General features: G+C 62.6%; 21 protein-coding genes. 12 read left to right on the top strand and 9 right to left on the bottom strand.

The features are described 5' to 3' along the window. Positions 1-165: 165 nt before the first annotated feature. From M5B42_RS04235 to M5B42_RS04220, 4 genes are all read left to right on the top strand, one after another. On the top strand, positions 166-1269 hold the full coding sequence (locus M5B42_RS04235; RefSeq protein ID WP_103496369.1) for an extracellular solute-binding protein: 1104 nt from the start codon (positions 166-168) through the stop codon (positions 1267-1269). A gap of 215 nt (positions 1270-1484) precedes the next feature. Then, positions 1485-2393 (top strand): ABC transporter permease, encoded by a 909-nt coding sequence (locus M5B42_RS04230; protein WP_248745107.1) that lies wholly within the window; start codon positions 1485-1487, stop codon positions 2391-2393. Then, a complete protein-coding gene (locus M5B42_RS04225; RefSeq protein ID WP_152738047.1) occupies positions 2390-3238 on the top strand; it encodes an ABC transporter permease in 849 nt (282 codons plus the stop codon). The genes M5B42_RS04230 and M5B42_RS04225 overlap by 4 nt, the downstream gene beginning before the upstream one ends. 18 nt (positions 3239-3256) lie before the next feature. Beyond that, complete coding sequence (locus M5B42_RS04220; RefSeq protein WP_248745106.1) at positions 3257-4315, top strand: ABC transporter ATP-binding protein; 1059 nt, start codon at positions 3257-3259, stop codon at positions 4313-4315. A 3-nt stretch (positions 4316-4318) separates the two neighbouring features. Here M5B42_RS04220 and M5B42_RS04215 read toward each other — a convergent pair whose 3' ends face one another. Further along, positions 4319-5248, bottom strand: coding sequence for an AraC family transcriptional regulator (locus tag M5B42_RS04215; protein WP_103497877.1), 930 nt, complete (start codon positions 5246-5248; stop codon positions 4319-4321). Positions 5249-5589: 341 nt separating this feature from the next. On the opposite strand from M5B42_RS04215, the gene M5B42_RS04210 reads away from it, so the two are divergent. Together M5B42_RS04210 and M5B42_RS04205 are read left to right on the top strand one after the other, a co-directional pair. After that, positions 5590-5955, top strand: coding sequence for an antibiotic biosynthesis monooxygenase family protein (locus M5B42_RS04210; RefSeq protein WP_100938753.1), 366 nt, complete (start codon positions 5590-5592; stop codon positions 5953-5955). Between the two features lie 42 nt (positions 5956-5997). Then, positions 5998-6237 carry a hypothetical protein gene (locus M5B42_RS04205; protein WP_177099919.1) on the top strand — a complete coding sequence of 80 codons (240 nt, stop codon included), beginning with the start codon at positions 5998-6000 and terminating at the stop codon, positions 6235-6237. A gap of 9 nt (positions 6238-6246) precedes the next feature. Here the strand turns inward: M5B42_RS04205 and M5B42_RS04200 are convergent, their stop codons facing one another. The 6 genes from M5B42_RS04200 to bglX form a co-directional block, all read right to left on the bottom strand. Beyond that, positions 6247-6867, bottom strand: a complete 621-nt coding sequence (locus tag M5B42_RS04200) for a flavin reductase family protein (protein ID WP_248745105.1) — start codon at positions 6865-6867, stop codon at positions 6247-6249. 311 nt (positions 6868-7178) lie between these two features. Continuing rightward, a complete protein-coding gene (locus M5B42_RS04195) occupies positions 7179-7640 on the bottom strand; it encodes a hypothetical protein (RefSeq protein WP_248745104.1) in 462 nt (153 codons plus the stop codon). 445 nt (positions 7641-8085) lie between these two features. Then, complete coding sequence (locus M5B42_RS04190) at positions 8086-9408, bottom strand: MFS transporter (protein WP_248745103.1); 1323 nt, start codon at positions 9406-9408, stop codon at positions 8086-8088. A gap of 321 nt (positions 9409-9729) precedes the next feature. Then, positions 9730-11061 carry a sigma-54 dependent transcriptional regulator gene (locus M5B42_RS04185; RefSeq protein WP_177099923.1) on the bottom strand — a complete coding sequence of 444 codons (1332 nt, stop codon included), beginning with the start codon at positions 11059-11061 and terminating at the stop codon, positions 9730-9732. Continuing rightward, a complete protein-coding gene (locus M5B42_RS04180; protein ID WP_248745102.1) occupies positions 11058-12821 on the bottom strand; it encodes an ATP-binding protein in 1764 nt (587 codons plus the stop codon). The genes M5B42_RS04185 and M5B42_RS04180 overlap by 4 nt, the downstream gene beginning before the upstream one ends. A 158-nt stretch (positions 12822-12979) precedes the next feature. Continuing rightward, positions 12980-15271 carry a beta-glucosidase BglX gene (gene bglX, locus M5B42_RS04175; RefSeq protein ID WP_248745101.1) on the bottom strand — a complete coding sequence of 764 codons (2292 nt, stop codon included), beginning with the start codon at positions 15269-15271 and terminating at the stop codon, positions 12980-12982. A 245-nt stretch (positions 15272-15516) separates the two neighbouring features. On the opposite strand from bglX, the gene M5B42_RS04170 reads away from it, so the two are divergent. From M5B42_RS04170 to M5B42_RS04155, 4 genes are all read left to right on the top strand, one after another. Next, complete coding sequence (locus tag M5B42_RS04170) at positions 15517-16128, top strand: LemA family protein (RefSeq protein ID WP_248745100.1); 612 nt, start codon at positions 15517-15519, stop codon at positions 16126-16128. A 67-nt stretch (positions 16129-16195) separates the two neighbouring features. After that, complete coding sequence (locus M5B42_RS04165; protein WP_103498154.1) at positions 16196-16903, top strand: TPM domain-containing protein; 708 nt, start codon at positions 16196-16198, stop codon at positions 16901-16903. A gap of 29 nt (positions 16904-16932) precedes the next feature. Further along, positions 16933-17550 carry a hypothetical protein gene (locus M5B42_RS04160; protein WP_248745099.1) on the top strand — a complete coding sequence of 206 codons (618 nt, stop codon included), beginning with the start codon at positions 16933-16935 and terminating at the stop codon, positions 17548-17550. Positions 17551-17604: 54 nt separating this feature from the next. Beyond that, positions 17605-18822, top strand: a complete 1218-nt coding sequence (locus M5B42_RS04155; RefSeq protein WP_248745098.1) for an SAM-dependent methyltransferase — start codon at positions 17605-17607, stop codon at positions 18820-18822. Here M5B42_RS04155 and M5B42_RS04150 read toward each other — a convergent pair. Next, a complete protein-coding gene (locus tag M5B42_RS04150; protein WP_248745097.1) occupies positions 18810-19721 on the bottom strand; it encodes a DMT family transporter in 912 nt (303 codons plus the stop codon). The genes M5B42_RS04155 and M5B42_RS04150 overlap by 13 nt on opposite strands. A 205-nt stretch (positions 19722-19926) precedes the next feature. On the opposite strand from M5B42_RS04150, the gene M5B42_RS04145 reads away from it, so the two are divergent. Together M5B42_RS04145 and M5B42_RS04140 are read left to right on the top strand one after the other, a co-directional pair. Beyond that, on the top strand, positions 19927-20508 hold the full coding sequence (locus tag M5B42_RS04145) for a DJ-1/PfpI family protein (RefSeq protein ID WP_103498158.1): 582 nt from the start codon (positions 19927-19929) through the stop codon (positions 20506-20508). Between the two features lie 14 nt (positions 20509-20522). Then, positions 20523-20828, top strand: a complete 306-nt coding sequence (locus M5B42_RS04140; RefSeq protein WP_103498159.1) for a ribbon-helix-helix domain-containing protein — start codon at positions 20523-20525, stop codon at positions 20826-20828. A 25-nt stretch (positions 20829-20853) separates the two neighbouring features. Here M5B42_RS04140 and M5B42_RS04135 read toward each other — a convergent pair whose 3' ends face one another. Beyond that, positions 20854-21813 carry a FecR domain-containing protein gene (locus tag M5B42_RS04135; protein WP_248745096.1) on the bottom strand — a complete coding sequence of 320 codons (960 nt, stop codon included), beginning with the start codon at positions 21811-21813 and terminating at the stop codon, positions 20854-20856. Position 21814 lies beyond the last annotated feature (1 nt).

Below are 21814 nucleotides of genomic sequence, written 5' to 3'. Positions count from 1 at the left end.
ATGGCTTCAATGACAAACTTTCGATTGTTGCCGGTCCCAGGCGACCTCAGGATGAACCCGCCGACTCAGCTATGACCCACGGTCCACGGGGGCTCCAGCGAGATCGAAGACCGGCCGCAGACGTTGCGACCGACCTCATACCTAAAAGAATAAAGGGAGTCCGAAATGGGCCAGTACGACCTGAACAGAAGGCAGTTCATCAAGACCGTGGGCGTCGCTTCGGTGGCCGCCGCCGCCATGAGCATGCCGTTTATCCGGGCCAATGCCAGCGACACCCGCTTCCAGGGCAAGACCCTGAAGCTGCTGACCTGGTCCGATGACACCGGCCTTGCCGCCCTGCGCAATATCGCCGCGACCTTCGAGGCCAAGACCGGCGCCAAGGTCATCGCCGACCGCACCGGCAGCACCTCGGAAATGGTCGCCAAGCTCAAGGCCGGCGGTGATCGTCCGCAGTACGACATCATCACCCTGGCCGGTGTCGGCGCCGAAGGCCTGGCCGCTGCCGGGCTCCTGGAAAAACCCGATCTGAACCGCATTCCCAACCTGGTCGACGTGCCGGAAAAATACCGTACCGGCGCCAACGGCCATGGCATCGGCTACCTGCTCTGGTGCAACAGCCTGGTCTACAGCACCCGCACCGTGAAAGAGGCGCCGGACAGTTATGCGGCGCTGTGGGACAAGGACTTCGCCAGCAATCTGTTCCTGCCGCCGCCGAACTGGACCGAGGCCATGGACCTGATCATCATCGCCGCCAAGCTGGCCGGTGGCGACGAGCACAATATCGAGCCGGGCTTCAAGAAACTCGCCGAGCTCAAGGACCGCGTGGTCACCCTCGGGGAAAACCCCAACCAGATCGCCGAGCTGTTCCGTACCGGCTCCCTGGACCTGGGCGGCCTGTATGCCCCGGCGTTCTTTCCGAAACAGATCCGTGATCCGGCCTACGGCCTGGGTGCCACATTCGGTATGAAGGAAGGCTTCTACACCGACCTGATGCTCTCGGTGATGCCGAAGAATCGCCCTGGCGATACCGACCTGGCCTACGCCTTTATCGACCATTCGCTTGACCCGCTGGTGCAGGGCAAGATGGCCGAAGACATCTTCAACGGTCCGGTCAACGCCAAGGCGATCATCTCCGCCGAGGCGCGCAAGAGCCCTTACATCCTGACGCCGGAACAGATTGCCGATAAGGCCATCATGCACGACAACGCTTTCCTGGCGACGGTGCATGATCAGTGGATTCGCCGCTATACGGAAATCTTTTCTTCCTGAGGTTCAGGTCGCGTCAGGTCTGAACAGGCCTCCGAGAACACCGCATAACCTTGTAGGAGCAGGCGTCCCGGCTTGCCCGCGAAGCTTTTGGCGTTCTTGAGGACGCCTTCGCTGGCAAGCCAGGCTCCTACAAGGGACCGCGTTCAATCCTGGCGATCAGGCGTGTCCGCCAGCTTCTGCCTTGTTGATGATTTCTCTCAGTCGAGACTCTTTTTATGGAACACCAACCTCTGACCCGGCCGGTCGGCGTGGCTTTGCCGCGCCCCTGCGCGGGTATTTCGCCCACCGCCCGGGCCTGGCTTTTCCTTTCGCCGTCGCTGCTGTTTCTCGCCGTGCTGATTCTCGCCAGCCTGCTGGTGCTAAGGATGAGCGTCGGCACCAAGGGCGCCGAATGGACCGGCTTCAGCCTCGCCAGCTATGCGCAACTGCTTGAACCCTACTACCTCAAGTCGTTGCTGCTGACCCTGCGCCTGGCGCTGTTCAGCGCCGTGATCGCGGTGCTGCTGGCGATCCCCGTGGCCTACACCATGTCGCGCCTGACCTCGCCGTTTCTACGGCGGATCTTCCTCGCCGCGGTGCTCCTGCCGCTGCTGGTCAACCTGCTGCTGCAAAGCTATGGCTGGCTGGTGATTCTCGGTCCCGGCGGCATGCTCAACCAGGCGCTGATGGGCCTGGGCCTGATCAAGCGCCCGATCATGCTGCTGTACAACCAGAACGGTGTGTTGATGGGCCTGGTGCAGACCGCTTTTCCCCTCGCGGTCCTGCCGATCGCCAGCGCCATGCGCGGTGTCGCCCGCACCTACGAAGAGGCCGCCGCGACCCTCGGCGCCAGCCGCTTCCAGGTGTTTCGCCAAGTGGTCCTGCCGATGAGCCTGCCGGGCATCATCACCGGCGCGACCCTGGTGTTCGCCTACAACGCCAGCAGCTTTGTCGTGCCCCTGCTGCTGGGCGGTCGGCGTGTACCGATGCTGGCGGTGATGGTCCATGACCAGATTGCCCCGCTGATGAACTGGCCGGCGGCTTCGGCGGCCGGCGTGGTCCTGATCATCACCACCCTGGCGATCATGACCTTGTCCGAATACGTCACCGGCCGTCGGCGCCGGATGCTGGAGTCCTGCCAATGAGCCTGTCGTCGTCCAAACGCCTGTCGATCCTGCCGGGGGAGACCGGGCGCTTCGCCGGGATTCTTTCGGGGATCATCCTGCTGCTGGCGGTGCTGCCGATCCTGACCATGATCGTCATGTCCTTCAGCGGTGCCTCGAACCTCGACTTCCCGCCCAGCAGCTACAGCCTGCAATGGTATCGCGCGGCCTGGCAGACCTTCGTCTCACCCGATAGCAGCGATGTGCTGAGCCTGGGCAAGGCGATGACCACCAGCCTGCTGGTGGCCTGCCTGACCATGGTGTTTGCGACCCTGGTGGCGGTGCCCGCTGCTTATGCGCTGGTGCGTTGCGAATTTCGTGGTAAGGCCGTGGCGTTGCAGCTGATGTCCCTGCCCCTGGTGTTTCCGATGGTGGTGCTGGGCCTGGCGTTGCTGTTGGTGTTCGACAGCCTGCCATTCCAGATGAGCTTCTCGCGGTTGGTGATTGCCCACGTGATCCTGGCCTTGCCCTTCGTGGTGAAGAACTGCACGGCGGCCATGCTCTCCATCGGCAGCGAGGTCGAGGAGGCGGCGCAGATGCTTGGTGCTTCGCCGCAGCGGGCGATCCTCGATGTGGTGGTGCCGTTGATGAAGTCGGGGATTCTCGCCGGGATGCTGCTGGCGTTCATCGTCTCGTTCAACGAGTTCACCGTGACCTATTTCCTCTACACCATCGACGTGATGACCGTGCCGATCTGGATGTACAGCCGCACCGTCTCGTCCCTGGACCCTACTGTTTTCTCCTTTGCCGTGCTGATCGTGCTGATCGACTTCGTCCTGATCTGGGCGTTGGAGAAGCTGGTGGGCGAGGGCGGCGTTTCCTTCTGATTTCTTGAGGTAAGCAACATGACTGGACTGATTCTGGAAAACGTCGAAAAACACTACGGCCTGGCCTGTGCGGTGAAGGACGTCAATCTGCACCTGCCCGAGGGCAAGCTGGTGTGCTTCCTCGGCCCTTCGGGGTGCGGCAAGACCACCTTGCTGCGGATGATCGCCGGCCTGGAAACCCTCAGCGGCGGCGAGATCCGCCTGGATGGTGAGGACATCGGCCAGACCCCGGCGCACCTGCGCAACTTCGGCATGGTGTTCCAGTCCCTGGCGCTGTTTCCCCATATGACCGTGGGCGAGAACATCGCCTATCCGCTGAAGCTGCGCGGGGTCGGCAAGGCCGAGCAGCAGGCGCGGGTGGTCGAGTTGCTGCAACTGATTCAACTGAGCGAGATGATCGACCGGCCGGTGTCCAAGCTCTCCGGTGGCCAGCGCCAGCGGGTGGCGATTGCCCGGGCGATTGCCGCGCGGCCCAAGCTCCTGCTGCTGGATGAGCCGCTGTCGGCGCTGGATGCCAAGTTGCGCGAATCGATGCAGGTGGAAATCCGCCAGCTGCAACAGCGCCTGAACATCACCACCATCATGGTCACCCATGACCAGCGTGAGGCGATGACCATGGCCGATATCGTGGTGGTGCTGGGCGAGCATCGGGTGCAGCAGGTGGGCACGCCGATCGAGATCTATCGGCACCCGGCCAATGAGTTTGTCGCCGACTTTATCGGTTCGGGCAATATCTTTCCGGCCACCGTGCTGGGGGGGGGACGGATCGGGCTACCGGGGGGCGAGAGCATCGAGGTACCGAGCAGTGCAGGTGTCGAGACCGGTAAGCAGGTGCGGATGCTGGTGCGCCCGGAAGACCTGCAACTCTCCGCGCCCGAGTCGACGGCGGGGCACAATCGCCTGCTCGGCACGGTGATCTTCGTCCGCGATATCGGCTCGACCATTGAAACCATCGTCGAGTGTTCCGGTGTGTCGTTCACGGCGCTGAGCACGCCGTGCCAGGGCATCGGCCTGGGGGTGGGGCATAGGGTCTCGGTGACCATTCCGGCCGAGGCGTGCCGGGTTCTGGCAGCCTAGCGCCTAGACACTCAGGCGCAACCGCGCCAGGTCGCGCAGCGGTGGCGCGCCGAACAGCCGGCTGTATTCGCGGCTGAACTGCGAGGGGCTTTCATAGCCCACGCGGTAGCCCGCCGCCGAGGCGTCCAGGCCTTCGATCAGCATCAGCCGCCGCGCTTCCTGCAGGCGCAGCTGCTTCTGGTACTGCAACGGGCTCATGGAGGTCATCGCCTTGAACCGGTGGTGCAGGGTCGACACGCTCAGGTTGGCCTCGCGGGCCAGGCTGTCGATGCGCAGCGGTTGTTCGAAATTGCCGTTCAACCACTTGATCGCCTGGCTGACCCGGTGGCTCTGGCTATTGGCGATGGCGATCTCATACAGCCGGTAGCCCTGCGGGCTGCGCAGCAGTCGATAGAGAATTTCCCGACGGATCAGCGGCGCGAGCATGTTGATGTCTTTCGGGCTGTCGAGCAGGCGGGTCAGGCGCAGCAGGGCATCGAACATCTGTGTGTCCAGGCGCTCGACATACAAGCCGCGCCCGGTGGGCCGGCTGGGCACGCCCATGGGGCCGGCCTCGGCAATCAAGGCACTGATTTCGGCCGGATCGATATCCACGCGCAAGGCGAGGATCGGGTGTTCCGGCGAGACACTGGTGATCCGCCCGCAAATCGGCATGGAAACCGAGACCACCATGTAGTTCAGCGGGTCGTAGACAAAGTTCTCATCCCCCAGGCGTACTTCCTTGCGACCCTGGGCCATGACACACAGGGCCGGCTGGGCCAGGACCGGGGAGAATTCGTGGGGCTGGCCATGGCGCGACAGGTGCAGCGAGCCCACCGCGGTGGCGTAGCTGCCGTCTTCACCGGTGTTGCGGTAGATGATCTCGGCCAGCTCCGCGCGCAACTTTTCCATTTCTACCGGCAGGGGGACTTGGGGTTGATCGAGCAAGGACATGGCGGGCCCTGGAGGTGATTGCGAATGGGGCAAGCTTAAGTTTGGGCAATCCGCAACGCCAGGACAATACTGCGCAATTCTTGCCTGATTCTGCAGTCTTTTCATATGACGGTCATATTACAGGCGGCCAGGCGCCGGGAAGTTGCTCAAAACGCGGTGGGGAGGGAGAGGGCAGTCCGGGGGCCTCGGCGCTGGCGGGAATCGGCGTCGCGGCAGGATTGTGCAATAAGCCGGCAGGAATCGACTAACGACCCCTCGTCAAACGCTCTAATCTCTGTTCCTGTCGCAGTCAGTCCCCGGGCTGATTGAGCGAGTACAACTTCTCTTCGGGAGCGTCGCGCATGTCCAAGCCTATCCCCGTCAGTCATATGGCCTTTGTTCGTGCACGCCCTGGGCGTTCCGCCGAGCTGGGCGCACGGCTGAGCAGCCTGATCGAACCCTCCCGCCAGGCCCCCGGTTGCCTGCAATTTTCCCTGCAGCACTCCCTGGCCGATGCCGACCTGTGGCTGGTGTCCGGATTCTGGGTCAACCAACCGGCCATGACGGCCTACTTCAATACCCCGGCCATGCAGGTCTTTGCCGAACTGGTCCAGGACCTGGTGGTCGACAGCTTCGACTTCCATACCTTCAGCGATGTCAGCGCGGCCCGGGCCCAGTGCGATTTTCATCTGTCCAGCGCAGGTGCCTTGCAGCAGTTGGCCAGCTGAAGGTTTAGAATGCCGGCCAATCAATTGGCCGGGATAACAGGCATGGCACGTAAAGCATTCACACACTTCGAAGCCGTTTCGGCGGTGGTTCCCGGTGAGGGCGGTTATAGTGCGGCGATTGCCGTGAAAGCCCTGGACGGTTCCGGTGCACCACGGTTTCACAAAATACTCGATGAACAGAAGTTCAAGACCGCCTTCGAGGCCGACGAGGCTGCCGCGCAAGAGCTTGCGCGACTGGCTGATGTCGACGAAGAGGGTGAGTTGGCCTGGTCGGTGGTTTAACGACCGGGTCTATCGTGGACGGTACATCTTGAACAAGGCTTCCGGGCCCAACTGGAAGTAGTCCGCCGGGCCACCGCCGCGCAGAATCGGTTCGGCGGCGGCGGTGTCGTAGACCCCATCCTTGAGCAGCCACTTGGCGATATGCACGGCGACCACTTCGCCGAGCACCAGCCAGGTGGGCACCAACGCCTGATCGGCCCGTTGCAGTTGAATGATCTGGGTGACCTTGCATTCGAACGACACCGGGCTTTCCTCTACCCGTGGCACCTTGATGATCCGCGAGGCGGCGGGCGTGAGGCCGGACAGTTCGAATTCATCGACTTCGGCGGGCGCGGCCGCGGAACTCTGGTTCATGGCTTCGGCCAGGGGCCGGGTGGCGAGGTTCCAGGCGAACTCACCGGTTTGTTCGATGTTGTTCAGGCTGTCTTTGCGACCGACGCTGGCGAAACCGACGATCGGCGGAATGTAGTTGAACGCGTTGAAAAAACTGTAGGGCGCCAGGTTCAGGTGGCCCTGGGCATCCTGCGAGGAAATCCAGCCGATGGGCCGTGGGCCGACGATGGCATTGAACGGGTCGTGGGGCAGGCCGTGGCCGTTGGCGGGTTCGTAGTAGTGGATGGCATCGGACATGGTTCGAGGTTCCGTGAGCAGGATGGGGCAGGTGCACAGTGTGCTGTGCCTGATTATGAAATGCGATAGTCGGATGTCTGCGCATTTGTGGCGAGCGGGCTTGCCCGCGCTGGGCCGCGAAGCGGCCCTAAAACCGGCGAATCCTGTGCATCAGGTAGAACGAGGTGGTTGGTTTTGCGACTGCTTCGCAGCCGAGCGCGGGCAAGCCGCTCGCCACATGGGGCCTTCACCGCCTGGGAGTTTTGTATTTCTGCCCCCCAGAAATGACTAAGCCCGGCCGAGGCCGGGCTGTGATGCCGTTTCTGAAGAGGTTAACTGATAGCTGCGGCGGTACCGGTGCGATCGAAGCCGTCGGAGGCGACTGCGCCAGCGGTGCCGGTGTGATCGAAGCCGTCGGAGGCCACTGCGCCAGCGGTGCCGGTGTGATCGAAGCCGTCGGAGGCGACTGCGCCAGCGGTGCCGGTGTGATCGAAGCCGTCGGAGGCGACTGCGCCAGCGGTGCCGGTGTGATCGAAACCGTCGGAGGCCACTGCACCAGCGGTGCCGGTGTGATCGAAGCCGTCGGAGGCGACTGCGCCAGCGGTGCCGGTGTGATCGAAGCCGTCGGAGGCGACTGCGCCAGCGGTGCCGGTGTGATCAAAGCCATCGGAGGCAAGAGCAGCGCTTGCACTGGCATTGAAAGTGGCAGAGCCGGTACGGTCATAACCATCGGCAGCGAAGGTGTTCGCAGCCAGTACCGAGAGGGCCAGGGCGAGGATCAGTTTGGTTTTCATGGTGGTTGCTCCTGAAGGTGTTCGTTTTGTTCAGTGGGTGTGGAAGTGATTTTACGCTTGTAAATTTGATTAAAAAGCGCAAATAAACGCTTAAATCAATCGTATAAATCGATATGTGTGGCGCCAGAAAAGGTCGGCATTCAACGTGATGCCAAGGGCCGGGGCCAGGTCGATTTAACGTAGGTTCAGAATGTCGCTTGGAAATTAACTGGCTATTAATGCCGATAATTCTTTTGCGATTGCGCAGAAATGCGCCGGGATCGCCCTGTAAGGACGTGAGTGAACGGGGGAACGCGGTCTTGCAAACAACGCCGAACCTTGTAGGAGCCTGGCTTGCCAGCGAAAGGGGGCCTCAAGACCGCCAAAGGCTTCGCGGGCAAGCCCTGCTCCTACAAGGTTTTGAGTACGGCAATAGACCGGGGTATATCGCCGGTTTCCAGGTTACTCAGTCGGTCTCGATCCGCGAATGCTTGCGGGTGTCCTTCATGGTCACATATACCAGCAATGAACAGGCGATGCAGGCCGTCACGTACCAGTAGTAGCCGGTTTCCATGCCGACGCTCTTGAACCACAGCGCAATGTATTCCGCCGTGCCGCCGAAGATCGAGACGGTCAGGGCATACGGCAGGCCGACGCCCAGCGCACGGATTTCAGTGGGGAACAGCTCGGCCTTCACCACCGCGTTGATCGAGGTGTAGCCGCTGACGATGATCAGCGCCGCCATGATCAGGAAGAACGCGCCCCACCAGGTCTGGATGGTGTGCAGGGTGCTGAGGATCGGCACGGTAAACAGCGTACCGAGGATACCGAAGGCAATCAGGATCGGCCGCCGGCCGATCTTGTCCGACAGCGCACCGACCAGCGGTTGCAGGCACATGAACAGGAACAGCGTCGCCGCCGAAATGGTGGTGGAGTCGGAGATGCTCATGCCGACCGTGTTCACCAGATATTTCTGCATGTAGGTGGTGTAGGTGTAGAACGCCAGGGTGCCGCCCATGGTCAGGCCGACCACGGTCATCAGTTCCTTGGGATGACGCATCAGGGTGCGCATCAGGCTTTCTTTAGGTTCTTCTTTCTTCTTGGTGAAGGACTCGGTTTCTTCCATGCCGCGACGCAGATAGAGCGCGACCACGGCACACAGGGCGCCGATGGCGAACGGAATCCGCCAGCCCCAGGCTTGCAGCTGTTCGGTGGTCAGGGTCTGTTGCAGCACGATCAGTACCGCCAGGGCGATGAGTTGGCCGGAGATCAGGGTCACGTACTGGAAGCTGGAGAAGAAGCCGCGACGTTCCTTGGTCGCCATCTCGCTGAGGTAGGTGGCCGAGGTGCCGTATTCGCCGCCGACCGACAGGCCCTGCATCAGGCGGGCGACCACCAGCAGGATCGGGGCGCCGACGCCGATGGTTTCATAGCCCGGGGTGAGGGCGATGATCAGGGAGCCGAAGCACATCAGCAGGACCGAGGCCATCAGCGCGGCCTTGCGGCCCTTGCGGTCGGCGTAGAGGCCCATGAGCCAGCCGCCGATCGGGCGCATCAGGAAGCCCACGGCGAAGATCGCGGCGGTGTTGAGGAGCTGGGCGGTGGTGTCGCCCTTGGGGAAGAAGACCTTGGCGAAGTACAGCGAGAACGCGGCGTAGACGTACCAGTCGTACCATTCGACCATATTGCCGACCGAACCGCTGAAGATCGATTTCAGACGGCTGGAGGTGGTTCTTTCTTTGGCCGGCGCGGCCGCCGACCCCAGGGGCAGGGTTGTGGAGTTTTCCATCAGGGAACCTTCAAGTCATTGTTTTTGTGGAGCGCGCGCGAGCGCAGCCTGCCAGGGCTATAGCAGGAGCTGTGCCAACGGTGGAAGGCCCGGTTTAGAGGGGCTGGCGGGATTGGGTGAGCGGAAATCCGCTCATGGGCGATAAATCAATAAGCGGAAAATCGCCGATGCGGGATGTGCTGGATGAAACATGAACCAGACAAACACGGCACAACCTGTGGGAGCGGAGCTTGCCCGCGAATAGGCCCTTGAGAACGCTAAAAGCTTCGCGGGCAAGCTCCGCTCCCACAGGTTGATAGGCGGTGTTTTCCAGGCAGGGGTTCAGTCGTCCTTGAGGAACATCTCGCGCGCCAGGCCATGACGTTGCATCTTTTCATTGAAGGTGCGGCGTGGCAGTTGCAGCTCTTCGAGTACTGCCTTGACGTCGCCCTTGTGCCGGGTCAGTGCCGAACGCAGGCATTGCGCTTCAAAGGCCTCCTGCTGCGCCGCGAGGGATTGGCCCGGATCGATTGCGTCAGGCTCCGGCTCACCCAGGCCGAGTACCGAACGTTCGGCGGCATTGGCCAGTTCCCGCACATTACCCGGCCAGTCATGGCTCAACAGGCGGCTCAACTGCGGTCCGCTCAATGGCGTCGAGGGTCGCCCCATGCGCTCGGCCGCACCGTAGGCGAAGTGCTCGAACAACAACGGGATATCTTCGCGACGCTCGCGCAACGGCGGCAGGCGCAACTGCGCCACCGTCAGCCGATAGGCCAGGTCCTCGCGAAAGCGCCCGGCCCGGGCCTCGTCCAGCAAGTCGGGTTTGGTCGCCGCGACGATACGCAGGTCCACCGCGATGCTCTGGTTCGAACCCAGCCGCTCCAGCTTCTGCTCCTGCAACACCCGCAGCAGCTTCACCTGCTGGGCCAGCGGCATGCTTTCGATCTCGTCGAGAAACAAGGTGCCGCCATCGGCGTATTCCAGCTTGCCAATACGCTTGCCCTGGGCCCCGGTGAAAGCTCCGCTTTCGTGACCGAACAACTCGGCTTCAAACAAGGCCTCGGGAATCGCCGCGCAGTTGAGGGCGACAAACGGCTTGGCGGCCCTCGGCCCGAAATCATGCAGGCAACGGGCAACCAGCTCCTTGCCGCTGCCGGTTTCGCCACGGATCAGCACGTTGACCGGTAGCGCCGCCAGCTCCAGCACCTGCCGGCGCAGGGTTTGCAGGCTGCGGGAAACCCCCAGCAGGCTGCGCTCGAGTCGGGAGCGGTGATCGGCCTGTTGATGCAACTGGCGGTTCTCCAGCACCAGGCGGCGTTTCTCCATGGCCCGGGCGAGGCTGGCGAGCAGGGTCTGCGGGCTGAAGGGTTTTTCCAGGAAGTCGTAGGCACCGTCGCGCATGGCTTCCACCGCCATGGGCACGTCGCCGTGACCGGTCAGCAGGATCACCGGCAGATCGCTGTCGTGTGCCTGCAAACGCGCCAGCAATTCCAGGCCGCCCATGCCGGGCATGCGCACGTCGCTGAGGATCACCCCGGGGAAATCCCGGGGCAGTTGCGCCAGGCACTCTTCGGCGCGGCTGAAGGTCTGCACCTGGAAACCCGACAGGCTCAGCCATTGCTCGACAGCTGTGCGGATGCTGGCTTCGTCATCGACCACGATCACGGCGTTCATCGAGTGTCCATCTCCGGGGCAATGGGCAGGGTCAGGCTGAAGTGGGCGCCGCCGTGGCGATTGTCGACGCTCAGGCGACCGTCCAGTTCATGGACGATGGCGTAGGACACCGCCAGGCCCAGGCCGAGGCCATCGCCTACCGGTTTGGTGGTGAAGAACGGGTCGAAGACCTTGCCCAGGTGTTCCTCGGCAATCCCACCGCCGCTGTCGCCCACGGTCAGCAGCCATACCGGTGGGCGGGCTTCGATACGGATTTCCAGGCGCTTGAGCGGTTTGTCGTGCATGGCATCCAGGGCATTGCGCAACAGGTTGATCAGCACCTGCTCCAGACGAATCGCGTCACCCCGGACCCAGGCCGGGCGGGTCAGGTGCAGCACCGTGCTGACCGCGTCTTCACGCAGACGCGGGTCGAGCAGTTGCAACGCCTGATCGACCACGCCGGCCAGGTCGAGGGGCTCACGCAGGCCGCTGGGGCTTTGTCGGGCGTAGGTCTTCAAGTGACCGGTGACGGCCGCCATGCGGGTCAGCATCTGATCCAGGGGGGCGAGGGCCTGGTAGGCGTCCTCGATCCGGCCATGGTCGAGCAGCAGGCGCAAGGTCGCCAATTGCATGCGCTGGGCGGTCAGCGGCTGGTTGATTTCATGGGCCAGGGCGGCGGACATCTGCCCCAGCGCCGCCAGTTTGGCCGATTGCACCAGACCGTCCTGGGCGGTGCGCAGGTCGCGGGTGCGTTCCTCCACCAGACGCTCCAGCTCTTCGCGACTGCGTTGGCGCAGGCGCGCCAGGCGCCAGCGTTGGCTGAGGAACAGCAGCAGAAACACCAGGGCCAGCCACAGGCCGGCACCGGCGAGTGCGGCATTGCGTCGTTCCTCGGCGGCCATCTGCGGTCTGCGCAGCAGGTGCAGGGTCCAGTCTTCCGGAGGCAGCGGCTGCGACTCCCAGAGGTAGTCGGCACTGCCGTCCGGGCCTTCGACCCGGGTCAGGTAACTGTTGTCGCCGAACATTCGCAAGGGGCGGTATTCGAGGGGGCTGAGGGATTGCTTGTCATATTGCCGGGTGCTGCCGATTTCACTGCGGTCATTGTCGCGCAGCGGGCGCAGCAGGCGATAGCGCCAGCCGGGCTGGTTGGCGATAAACACGATGTCGCGGGCATCGCTGACCAGCAGGGTGTCGTTGCCCTTGCTCCACTCACGCTCGAGTTCCGGGAACTCCAGTTTCACCACCATGGCGCCGAGGAATTCGCCGTTGTCGCCGGTTACCGCGCTGGCGAGAAAATAACCGGGAATGCCACTGGTCACGCCCACGGCATAGAAGTGCCCGCTGCCTTCGACGCGGGTCTGGTTGAAGTAAGGGCGAAAGCCGTAGTTGTGACCGACGTAGCTGCTCGGCAGGCTCCAGTTGCTGGCAGCCACCGACAGGCCATTGCGATCCAGCAGTTGCAGGGTGGAAGAGCGCGCCGCGCCATTGATCCGTTCCAGTTTGCGGTTCAGGGCGTCCTGTTCTGCCGCATCGATGGGGCCGGCCAGGGCCGCGCGCAATTGCGGGTCGAGGGCGAGCACGGCAGGCAGGGCGCGGTAGCGTTCGATCAGGGTGTGCAGGGCGTTGGCGTAAAGCGTCAGTTGCATCTTGCCCCGTGAGGCGTCGTCGACCAGGGCCTGTTGTTCGGCGCGATGCACGGCCCAGCCGGCGGCCAGGACGGTACCGGCGACAATCAGCAGGGTGTAGAACGCCAGACGCAGGGGACGAGGAAGCGGCGACATACGGGCAACGACAGGCTGGGGAGGGGCGGGAAAGATAGCATGTCGAATCAGCTAGGCGCTGACTTGTGGGAGCGGAGCTTGCCCGCGAAAGGGACCTTGAGGTCGCCAAAAGCTTCGCGGGCAAGCACCGCTCCCACAAGAGCGGTCAGTGGCAGGGCTTACAACAACTCGAAACTCTGCTGCGTCACATCCTGGGAGTCCAGGCCGATCTGCACGTTGAACTTGCCCGGCTCCGAGGCGTACTTCAACTGGGTGTTGTAGAACTTCAAGTCTTCCTCGTCGATGCTGAAGTGAAGGACCTTCTGCTCGCCCGCCTTGAGCATCACCTTCTGGAAGTTTTTCAGTTCCTTGACCGGACGGATCATGGAACCGGCGACCTGCTGGATATACAGCTGCACCACTGTCTCGCCGTCACGCTTGCCGGTGTTCTTCACCGTGATGCTGGCATCGAGCTTGCCGCTCTTGTTCAGCGTGGTCGAAGACAGCGCCATGCCGCTCAGGCTGAAGTCGGTGTAGCTCAGGCCGTAGCCGAAGGGGTACAGCGGGGTGTTTTCCTCGTCGAAATACTGCGAGGTGTAGTTGCCTGGCTTGCCCGGGGTGTACGGACGACCGATGGTCAGGTGGTTGTAGTACATCGGCACCTGGCCGACCGAGCGCGGGAAGGTGATCGGCAGCTTGCCCGACGGGTTGTAGTCGCCGAACAGTACGTCGGCAATGGCGTTGCCGCCTTCGGTGCCGCTGAACCAGGTTTCCAGCACGGCAGCGGCCTGGTCCTGCTCGTGGCCGATGGTCAGCGGACGGCCGTTCATCAGCACCAGCACCAACGGCTTGCCGGTGGCCTTGAGGGCCTTGATCAGTTCACGCTGGCTGGCCGGGATGTTCAGGTCGGTACGGCTCGACGACTCGTGGGACATGCCCCGCGACTCGCCCACCGCGGCGATCACCACGTCGGCCTGCTCCGCGGCCTTGACTGCTTCGTCGATCATCTGCTGCGCCGGGCGCGGGTCATCGACGATTTCCGGCGCCGCGAAGTTGAGGAAGTTCAGGTAATCCACGACCTTCTTGTCGGCGGTGATGTTCGAACCGCGGGCATAGACCAGTTGGCCCTTGTCGCCCAGGGCGCGGTTTATGCCGTCATACAGGGTGACCGATTGTGCCGGCAGGCCGGCGGCGGCCCAGCTGCCCATCATGTCGATCGGGGCCTTGGCCAGCGGGCCGACCAGGGCGATCTTCGCCGACTTCTTCAGTGGCAGGGTCTGGCCCTGGTTCTTCAGCAGGACCAGGCTGCGGCGTGCCATGTCGCGGGCATCGCTGCGGTGCAGGCGGCTTTCGGCATTGGTGTCGGCCGGATCATCCTCGGCCTTGCCGATACGCAGGTACGGGTCCTTGAACAGGCCCATGTCGTACTTGGCGCCGAGCACTTCACGCACGGCGTTGTCCAGGTCGCTCTGCGGCACTTCGCCAGACTTGATCAGCCCCGGCAGCTCCTTGCCATACAGCGAGTCGTTCATGCTCATGTCGATGCCGGCCTTGATCGCCAGCTTGGCCGCTTCGCGCCCGTCCTTGGCAACGCCGTGCTTGAGCAGTTCGAAAATCGCCCCGTGGTCGCTCACCGCCAGGCCCTTGAAACCCCAGTCCTTGCGCAGCAGGTCCTGCATCAGCCAGGTGTTGGAAGTGGCGGGCACGCCGTTGATCGAGTTCAGGGCAACCATCACCCCGCCGGCGCCGGCGTCGATCGCGGCGCGATAAGGCGGCAGGTAGGTCTGGTACATTTTCACCGGGCTCATGTCGACCACGTTGTAGTCGCGACCGCCTTCCACCGCGCCATAGAGGGCGAAGTGCTTGACGCTGGCCATGATGCTGTCCGGTTCGCTCGGGCTCTTGCCCTGGTAGGCGTGGACCATCACCTGGGCGATGCGCGAGACCAGGTAGGTGTCCTCGCCGAAGCCCTCGGAGGTCCGGCCCCAGCGCGGGTCGCGGGAAATATCGACCATCGGCGCGAAGGTGATGTCCAGGCTGTCGGCGCTGGCTTCCTGGGCGGCGATGCGTCCGGAGTGGCCGATGGCGTCCATGTCCCAGCTCGACGCCAGGCCCAGGCTGATGGGGAAAATGGTCCGGTGGCCGTGGATCACGTCATAGGCGAAGAACATCGGGATCTTCAACCGGCTGCGCATGGCGGCGTCCTGCATCGGACGGTTTTCCGGGCGGGAGATGGAGTTGAAGGTGCCGCCGATGTTGCCCGCGGCGATTTCCTTGCGGATCAGTTCCCGGGGCATTTCCGGGCCAATACTGATCAGACGCAATTGGCCGATCTTTTCCTCGAGGGTCATCTGCTTCATCAACTGGGCGATGAAAGCGTCCTTGTTTTCCAGGGAGGCGGGCTTTGTGTCAGCCACTACCGGGAGACTGGCCAGGCCAATAGCGAGGCCCAGCAAACACAGCTTCTTCATGAATGATTATCTCGGGGGCCCGGTCCGGCGATCAATCGTTGCGCACTGGCCGGGCTGTTTAGTTGTAGGGAGCGACTCTTGTTGTGCTAATAATCCAGCACAGTTGTGAACTGTTTTTCGCGCTGGGCATCTTTTAGCTGATTGGCTTCACACATTCCAGTGGCGGTGGCGGATTATGCCTGAGTCCCGCGTACGAAAAATCCTGGGATTTTTCTCTTTTTAACGTTTCAAGGAGGGTTTCGAGCATGCAGGCACAACAGGGCTTACGTTCGAGTTGCAGATTCGCCGCACTGGCATTGCTGGCGACGTTGCTGGCCGGCTGCGGCATCAACAATATTCCCACTTATGATGAACAGGTGAAGGCCAACTGGGCCCAGGTACAGAACCAGTATCAGCGGCGCGCGGACCTGATCCCGAATCTGGTGGAAACGGTCAAGGGTTACGCCAAACAGGAGCAGGAAACCCTGACCGCGGTGGTCGAGGCGCGGGCCAAGGCCACCTCGATCCAGGTCGATGCCAGCACCCTGGATAATCCCGAGAAGCTCAAGCAGTACCAGGACGCCCAGGGCCAGTTGACCGGCGCCCTCAGTCGTCTGATGGTGGTCTCGGAGCGATACCCGGATCTGAAGTCAAACCAGAACTTCCTGGCCCTGCAGTCCCAACTCGAAGGCACGGAAAACCGTATCAGTGTGGCGCGACGTGACTTCATCCTCAGTGTGGAAAAGTACAACACCGAGATCCGCACCTTTCCCGGCCGCCTCTGGCATAGCCTGATGTACAGCAACCTGCCGTTGCGCCCGACGTTCGAGGCGACCGCCCAGGACGCCGATAAAGCACCGCAGGTGAAGTTCCAGTAACCCGATGGGCGTTGCCGTGCTGAATTGTGGCAGCGCTGGATCCTGCTTCATCACGAACGAGGTAGGCATGCGTATTTTCCAAGGTGCCCTGTGGCTGTTGCTCTGCACGCTGGCGCTGACGGCCAGGGCCGATTTGCAGTTTCCCGAATTGAGCGGGCGGGTGGTGGACAGCGCCCAGATGATCGACGCGCCGGTGCGCGAGGCCTTGAATCAGCAGTTGCAGGCCCATGAGAAGGCCACCGGCGAGCAGATCGTGGTGGTCACCGTGGCGAACCTGCAAGGCGCGACCATCGAGGATTACGGTTACCAGTTGGGGCGTCACTGGGGCATCGGCCAGAAGGACAAGAACAACGGCGCGCTGCTGATCGTCGCCCGGGACGAGCGCAAGGTGCGCATTGAAGTGGGTTATGGCCTGGAAGACCGCCTGACCGACGCCCAGTCATCCTTGATCATCAACCAGTTGATCGTGCCGCAGTTCAAACGCGACCATGTTTCCAGCGGCATCAGTTCCGGGGTCGACGCGATGCTCAAGGTCCTGGGCAGTCCGATGGTGGAGAAAACCGAGCCCGAAGGGGATTTCGGATCGCGGCACCCGGTACTGATCGGCTTCCTCATGGTTCTCTTCGTGCTGATCTGCGCGATGATGCAACTGATGGGCTATGGCCCGAGGGGTGGATCGGGAGGTTTTGGCGGCGGCGGTGGCGGACGTTCCGGCGGTGGCTTCAGCGGTGGCGGTGGCGGTTTCGGTGGCGGCGGATCATCGGGCAGTTGGTAATCCATAATTATTAGAGAGCGTGCACAACCATGGCCTTACTGACTGAATACGAACAACGGCAGGTTGCCGAAGCGATTACCCGGGTCGAGCAGCAGACCGATGCGGAACTGGTGACGGTGCTGGCGCGGCGTGCCGACGACTATGCCTATATCCCGTTGCTGTGGGCCAGCCTGGCGGCGCTGCTGGTCCCCGGGCTGCTCAATTTCGTCTTCGGCTGGCTGAACAGCCACAGCCTGCTGGCAGTGCAGTGGAGCAGCTTTATCGTGTTGTGCCTGGTGTTCCGCATCCCGTCGATCACCAGCCGGCTGATTCCGCGATCGGTGCGGCACTGGCGGGCATCGAACCTGGCGCGGCGGCAGTTTCTCGAACAGAACCTGCACCATACCGTCGGCGGTACCGGTGTCCTGATTTTTGTCTGCGAGGCTGAGCGTTATGTCGAAATCCTGGTGGACAAGGGGATTTCCCGGCGGCTCGACAACAGCGCCTGGGAGCCCATCGTCAAGGCCTTCACCGAGCGGGTCAAACAGGGGCAGACCCTGCAGGGTTTTATCAGCTGCATCGAGTCCTGCGGCGAACTGCTCAAGTCTCATGTACCGGTGACCCAGGCGCGCAACGAGTTGCCTAACCGGTTGGTCCTGTTGGGCTGATACAATAGCCGCTATTCCCTGATCCGACTCCCGCACGCCCGAGGCGCTCTTTACATGTCAGCTACTGCAACCCCCGCCCAGTCCGTGCCGGACCATCACGCACAGTTTCTCGAGTTGCTCGAGACCGGTCTGGCGCAGAACGCTTTTATCAAGCTGGTGCTGGCCAAGTACGTGGGCGACGAAGCGGACCTGCAACGGCTGATCATCAAGCAGGTGACGGTCAAGGAGCAGGCGTGCCTGTCCTTTGTCTATCGCTACAAGACCCGTGATATCACCAAGAACTTCGCCCTCGCCGAAGGCCAGGCGATCATCGCCGGGCTGCTGCCGGCGTCCTTCAAGAACGCGCACCTGCTGTCACTCACCGACGAAGTGCAACTGGAGTACAGCAAAAAGGGCAAGAGTACCCTGTTCAAGGGCAAGGCCCAGCAGACGCGGGAAGTGCCGTCCGCCGAGCACAATCGCGAGAAGAATCGCTATCTGGAACTCAGTCGGCCATTTCTCACCGACCTGGGGGTGACCAACCCGCAGCACGAGCTGATTCCGGCGATGTCACGCAAGTGGAAGCAGATCAACAAATTTATCGAAGTGTTTTCCCATGCCCTGAGCCACTCGCCGATCAAGCTCGACCAGCCGGTGCGGGTCGCGGACTTCGGTTCGGGCAAGGGCTACCTGACCTTTGCCATCCACGATTACCTGCGCAATACCTTGCAGGTCGAAGGCCAGGTGACCGGGGTCGAGTTGCGCGAAGACATGGTCAACCTGTGCAATACGGCGGCGGCGCGCCTGGAGCATCCGGGGCTGGTATTCAAATGTGGCGATGTGCGCAGCGTGGCGCCAAGCGAACTGGAAGTGATGATCGCCTTGCATGCCTGCGATATCGCCACCGACTATGCGATACACACCGGTATCCGCTCCGGCGCGGCGATCATCATGTGCTCGCCGTGCTGCCACAAGCAGATCCGCTTGCAGATCCAGAGTCCGGTGTTGCTCAAGCCGATGCTGCAATACGGCCTGCACCTGGGGCAGCAGGCGGAGATGGTCACCGACAGCTTGCGCGCACTGTTCCTGGAAGCCTGCGGCTACGAGACCAAGGTCTTCGAGTTCATTTCCCTGGAACACACCAACAAGAACAAGATGATCCTCGCGGTCAAGCGCGCCGAGCCCGTGGACCCGGCGCAATTGTTGGTGAAGATCGAGGAGTTGAAGGCGTTCTATCACATCCACGAGCACTGCCTGGAAACCCTGCTGCGGGCCGACGGCTACTTGAGCTGAACCCCCGCCGGCAAACCGCCCGGTTGCGCCGGGCGGACGCTGGTCTTGCGCCCGAGCATCACGGTGATGATCACGCCACCGGCAAACAGCCAGGTAATCGGCTCGACGTGTTCGCCGAAGAACAGCGCCGAAAAGGCAATGGTGAAGAAAATCTGCAACAGCTGGATCTGGCTGACCCGGGCGATACCGCCCAGGGCGAGCCCGGCGTACCAGGCAAAAAAGCCGAGAAACTGCGAGAACAACGCCACATAACCGAAGGCCCACCAGGTCTTGCCGGAAATCGCGCCCTGGTGCTGCCAGGCCAGGTACAGCACCGGGCCGATCAGGATCGGCACCGACAGCACCAGCGCCCAGCAGATCACTTGCCAACCGCCCATCTCCCGGGCCAGGCGACCACCCTCGGCATAGCCCAGGCCGCCGAGGGCGATGGCGCTGATCATCAACAGGTCTCCGGGCTGGATACTCCCGGCCCCGCTGATCAGCGCATAACCCAGCACCAGCGCACTGCCCAGGGCCGCGCAGGCCCAGAAGGCCTTCGATGGCCGCTCGTGGGACAACCAGGCCGCGTACAACGCCACGCACAAGGGTTGCAGGCCATTGACCAGGGCGCCGTGGGAGGCCGGCAGGGTCTGCATGGCCCAGGCCGAGAGCACCGGAAAACCCAGGATGACCCCGATGATCACCAGTGACAGGCCCTTGACCTGACGCCAGGTCGGCCACTTTTCCCGGCGCCACAGCAGCAGCGCCGCCGCGGGAATGGCGGCGATCAGGGCGCGACCGAGGCCGTTGAGCAGCGGATGGATTTCCTGCACCACGACGCGGGTGAAGGGCAGGGTCAGGCTGAAGATCACTACACCCAGCAGGCCGAGCAGCATGCCGGTGTTTTCACGGGAGGACATAAACGTTGGCCAGTCATCAGGGAAACAGGGACTGTCATCTAGCCATAAAGCCCCGACGGCTCGCCGCTACAGCTGGGTAGAGAGTTGTCCATACAGTTTTTCGTGGGACCGCCTGCGTAGTAGCCGGTGATTACCTGCCTGCGTGTATAGGGTCTACCTTGACTACTCTTGTCTGCCCAAGTGTTTAACCAGAGGAGTTCACCCCATGGCCGCGAAAAAGATTCTGATGCTGGTTGGCGATTACGTCGAAGACTACGAAGTGATGGTGCCGTTCCAGGCCCTGCTGATGGTCGGTCACCAGGTGCATGCGGTGTGCCCGGACAAAAGCGCCGGCCAGACCGTGCGCACCGCGATCCATGACTTCGAGGGCGACCAGACCTACAGTGAAAAGCCGGGGCATCTGTTCGCCCTGAACTTTGATTTCGCCAAGGTCGATGCCGCCGACTACGATGCGTTGCTGATTCCCGGTGGCCGTGCGCCGGAATACCTGCGGCTGAACGACAAAGTCCTGCAACTGGTGCAGGCCTTCGACCACGCCGGCAAGCCGATTGCCGCGGTTTGTCATGGCGCGCAGTTGCTGGCGGCGGCGGGGATTCTCGACGGTCGTGAGTGCAGCGCCTATCCTGCCTGTGCTCCGGAAGTGCGGCTGGCCGGTGGTCGTTATATCGATATCGAAGTGACCCAGGCCCACGTCCAGGGCAACCTCGCCACCGCTCCGGCCTGGCCGGCGCATCCGAGTTGGCTGGCGGCGTTCCTAGGATTGCTGGGTACCAGGATCACCTTGTAAGGGAGGGTTGGGTCATGTGTGAGCTCTACGTCAAGGCCGATCCGATTCTCTACGAATCGCGTTCCCGCTCGCTGCGCATCCGTGGCGTGGTGACCACCTTGCGCCTGGAAAACCAGTTCTGGGACATCCTCGGCGAGATCGCCGAGGCCGACGGCATGACCACCAACCAGTTGATCACCCGGCTCTACGAGGAAGTGATGGACTTTCGCGGGGAGGTGCTGAATTTCGCCTCCTTCCTGCGAGTCAGTTGCACCCGCTACCTGAGCCAGCGTCGGGCCCAGGTAACGGAGCTCAGTGTGGTCCGTTCGAACGCGGGGTGAAAAATAACACGATCCCGGCCGGCGGCTATTTGCGGCTTTCGATCCTGACCTGACCATCGTCCAGGGCCACGGTTTTCACCGGGATCAAGGCGGGCAGGGCATTGAGCAGAGCGTCCGGGTCTGTCACGTCGAGGTTGCCGGAGACCTTGAAGTGCGCCAGCGGGCCGTCCGCCAGTTGCACCGGTTTGCTGCGGTAGAGGCTCAGTTCATCGATCAGACTGGCCAGTTCGCGGTTGCGAAAGGTCAGGTGGCCGCTGCGCCAATCGGCGACTTCCTCGCTGCTCAGGGTTTGCTGTTGCAGCGTACCTTTGGCGTAGTCGAAGATCGCCCGTTGCCTGGCTTCGAGCAGGGTGGCGCTGCTCGGATCGCCTTCCGGCTCGAAAGCCACCTGGCCGTGGGCGACGCTGACCACCAACTGGCGCTGGCCGCGGCGCACATCGAAAGCGGTGCCCACCACTCGCACCCGGGCGTTGCCGGCATGCACCCACAACGGGCGTTCCTTGTCGGCGGCCACTTCCAGGTAGAGCTGGCCCTGATCCAGGTAGATATCCCGTTGCCGGGAGCGGAAGTTGATGCGCAGTCGGGTATTGGCGTTGATGTACAGGGTGCTGCCGTCCGGCAGTTTCAGGGTGCGGGTGCCCTGGGCATGGGCGGCGACCTGATGCCGGTACGGGGTATTTGGTGCGCCGAGATTGGCGCTCAGCAACGCACACAACAGCGCGGCCGCCGTGGCCAGGGCCGGTCGCCAGAGGTTCTTGCGCCGGGGGGCCGGCAACGCCGGCTGGTTCAGTTGGCGCAGTTGCGCCAGGTCCGCCCAGAGTGCTTCGAACTCGGCATAGGCCCGGGCATGCTCCGGCTTTGCCCGCCATTCTTCGAACGCCCTGTCCGGTGACTGTTCGGGCGTGTCGCGGTGACGGGCGAACCAGCTCGCGGCCTGGGCATCGATGCTGTTTCCATCGAGTGTGATGTCGATGACGCGGCTCATT

The sequence above is a fragment of the Pseudomonas sp. MWU12-2037 genome (assembly GCF_023242345.1).
Classification (GTDB): Bacteria; Pseudomonadota; Gammaproteobacteria; order Pseudomonadales; family Pseudomonadaceae; genus Aquipseudomonas; species Aquipseudomonas gingeri_D.
This window is presented reverse-complemented; position numbering and strand designations above follow the sequence as displayed.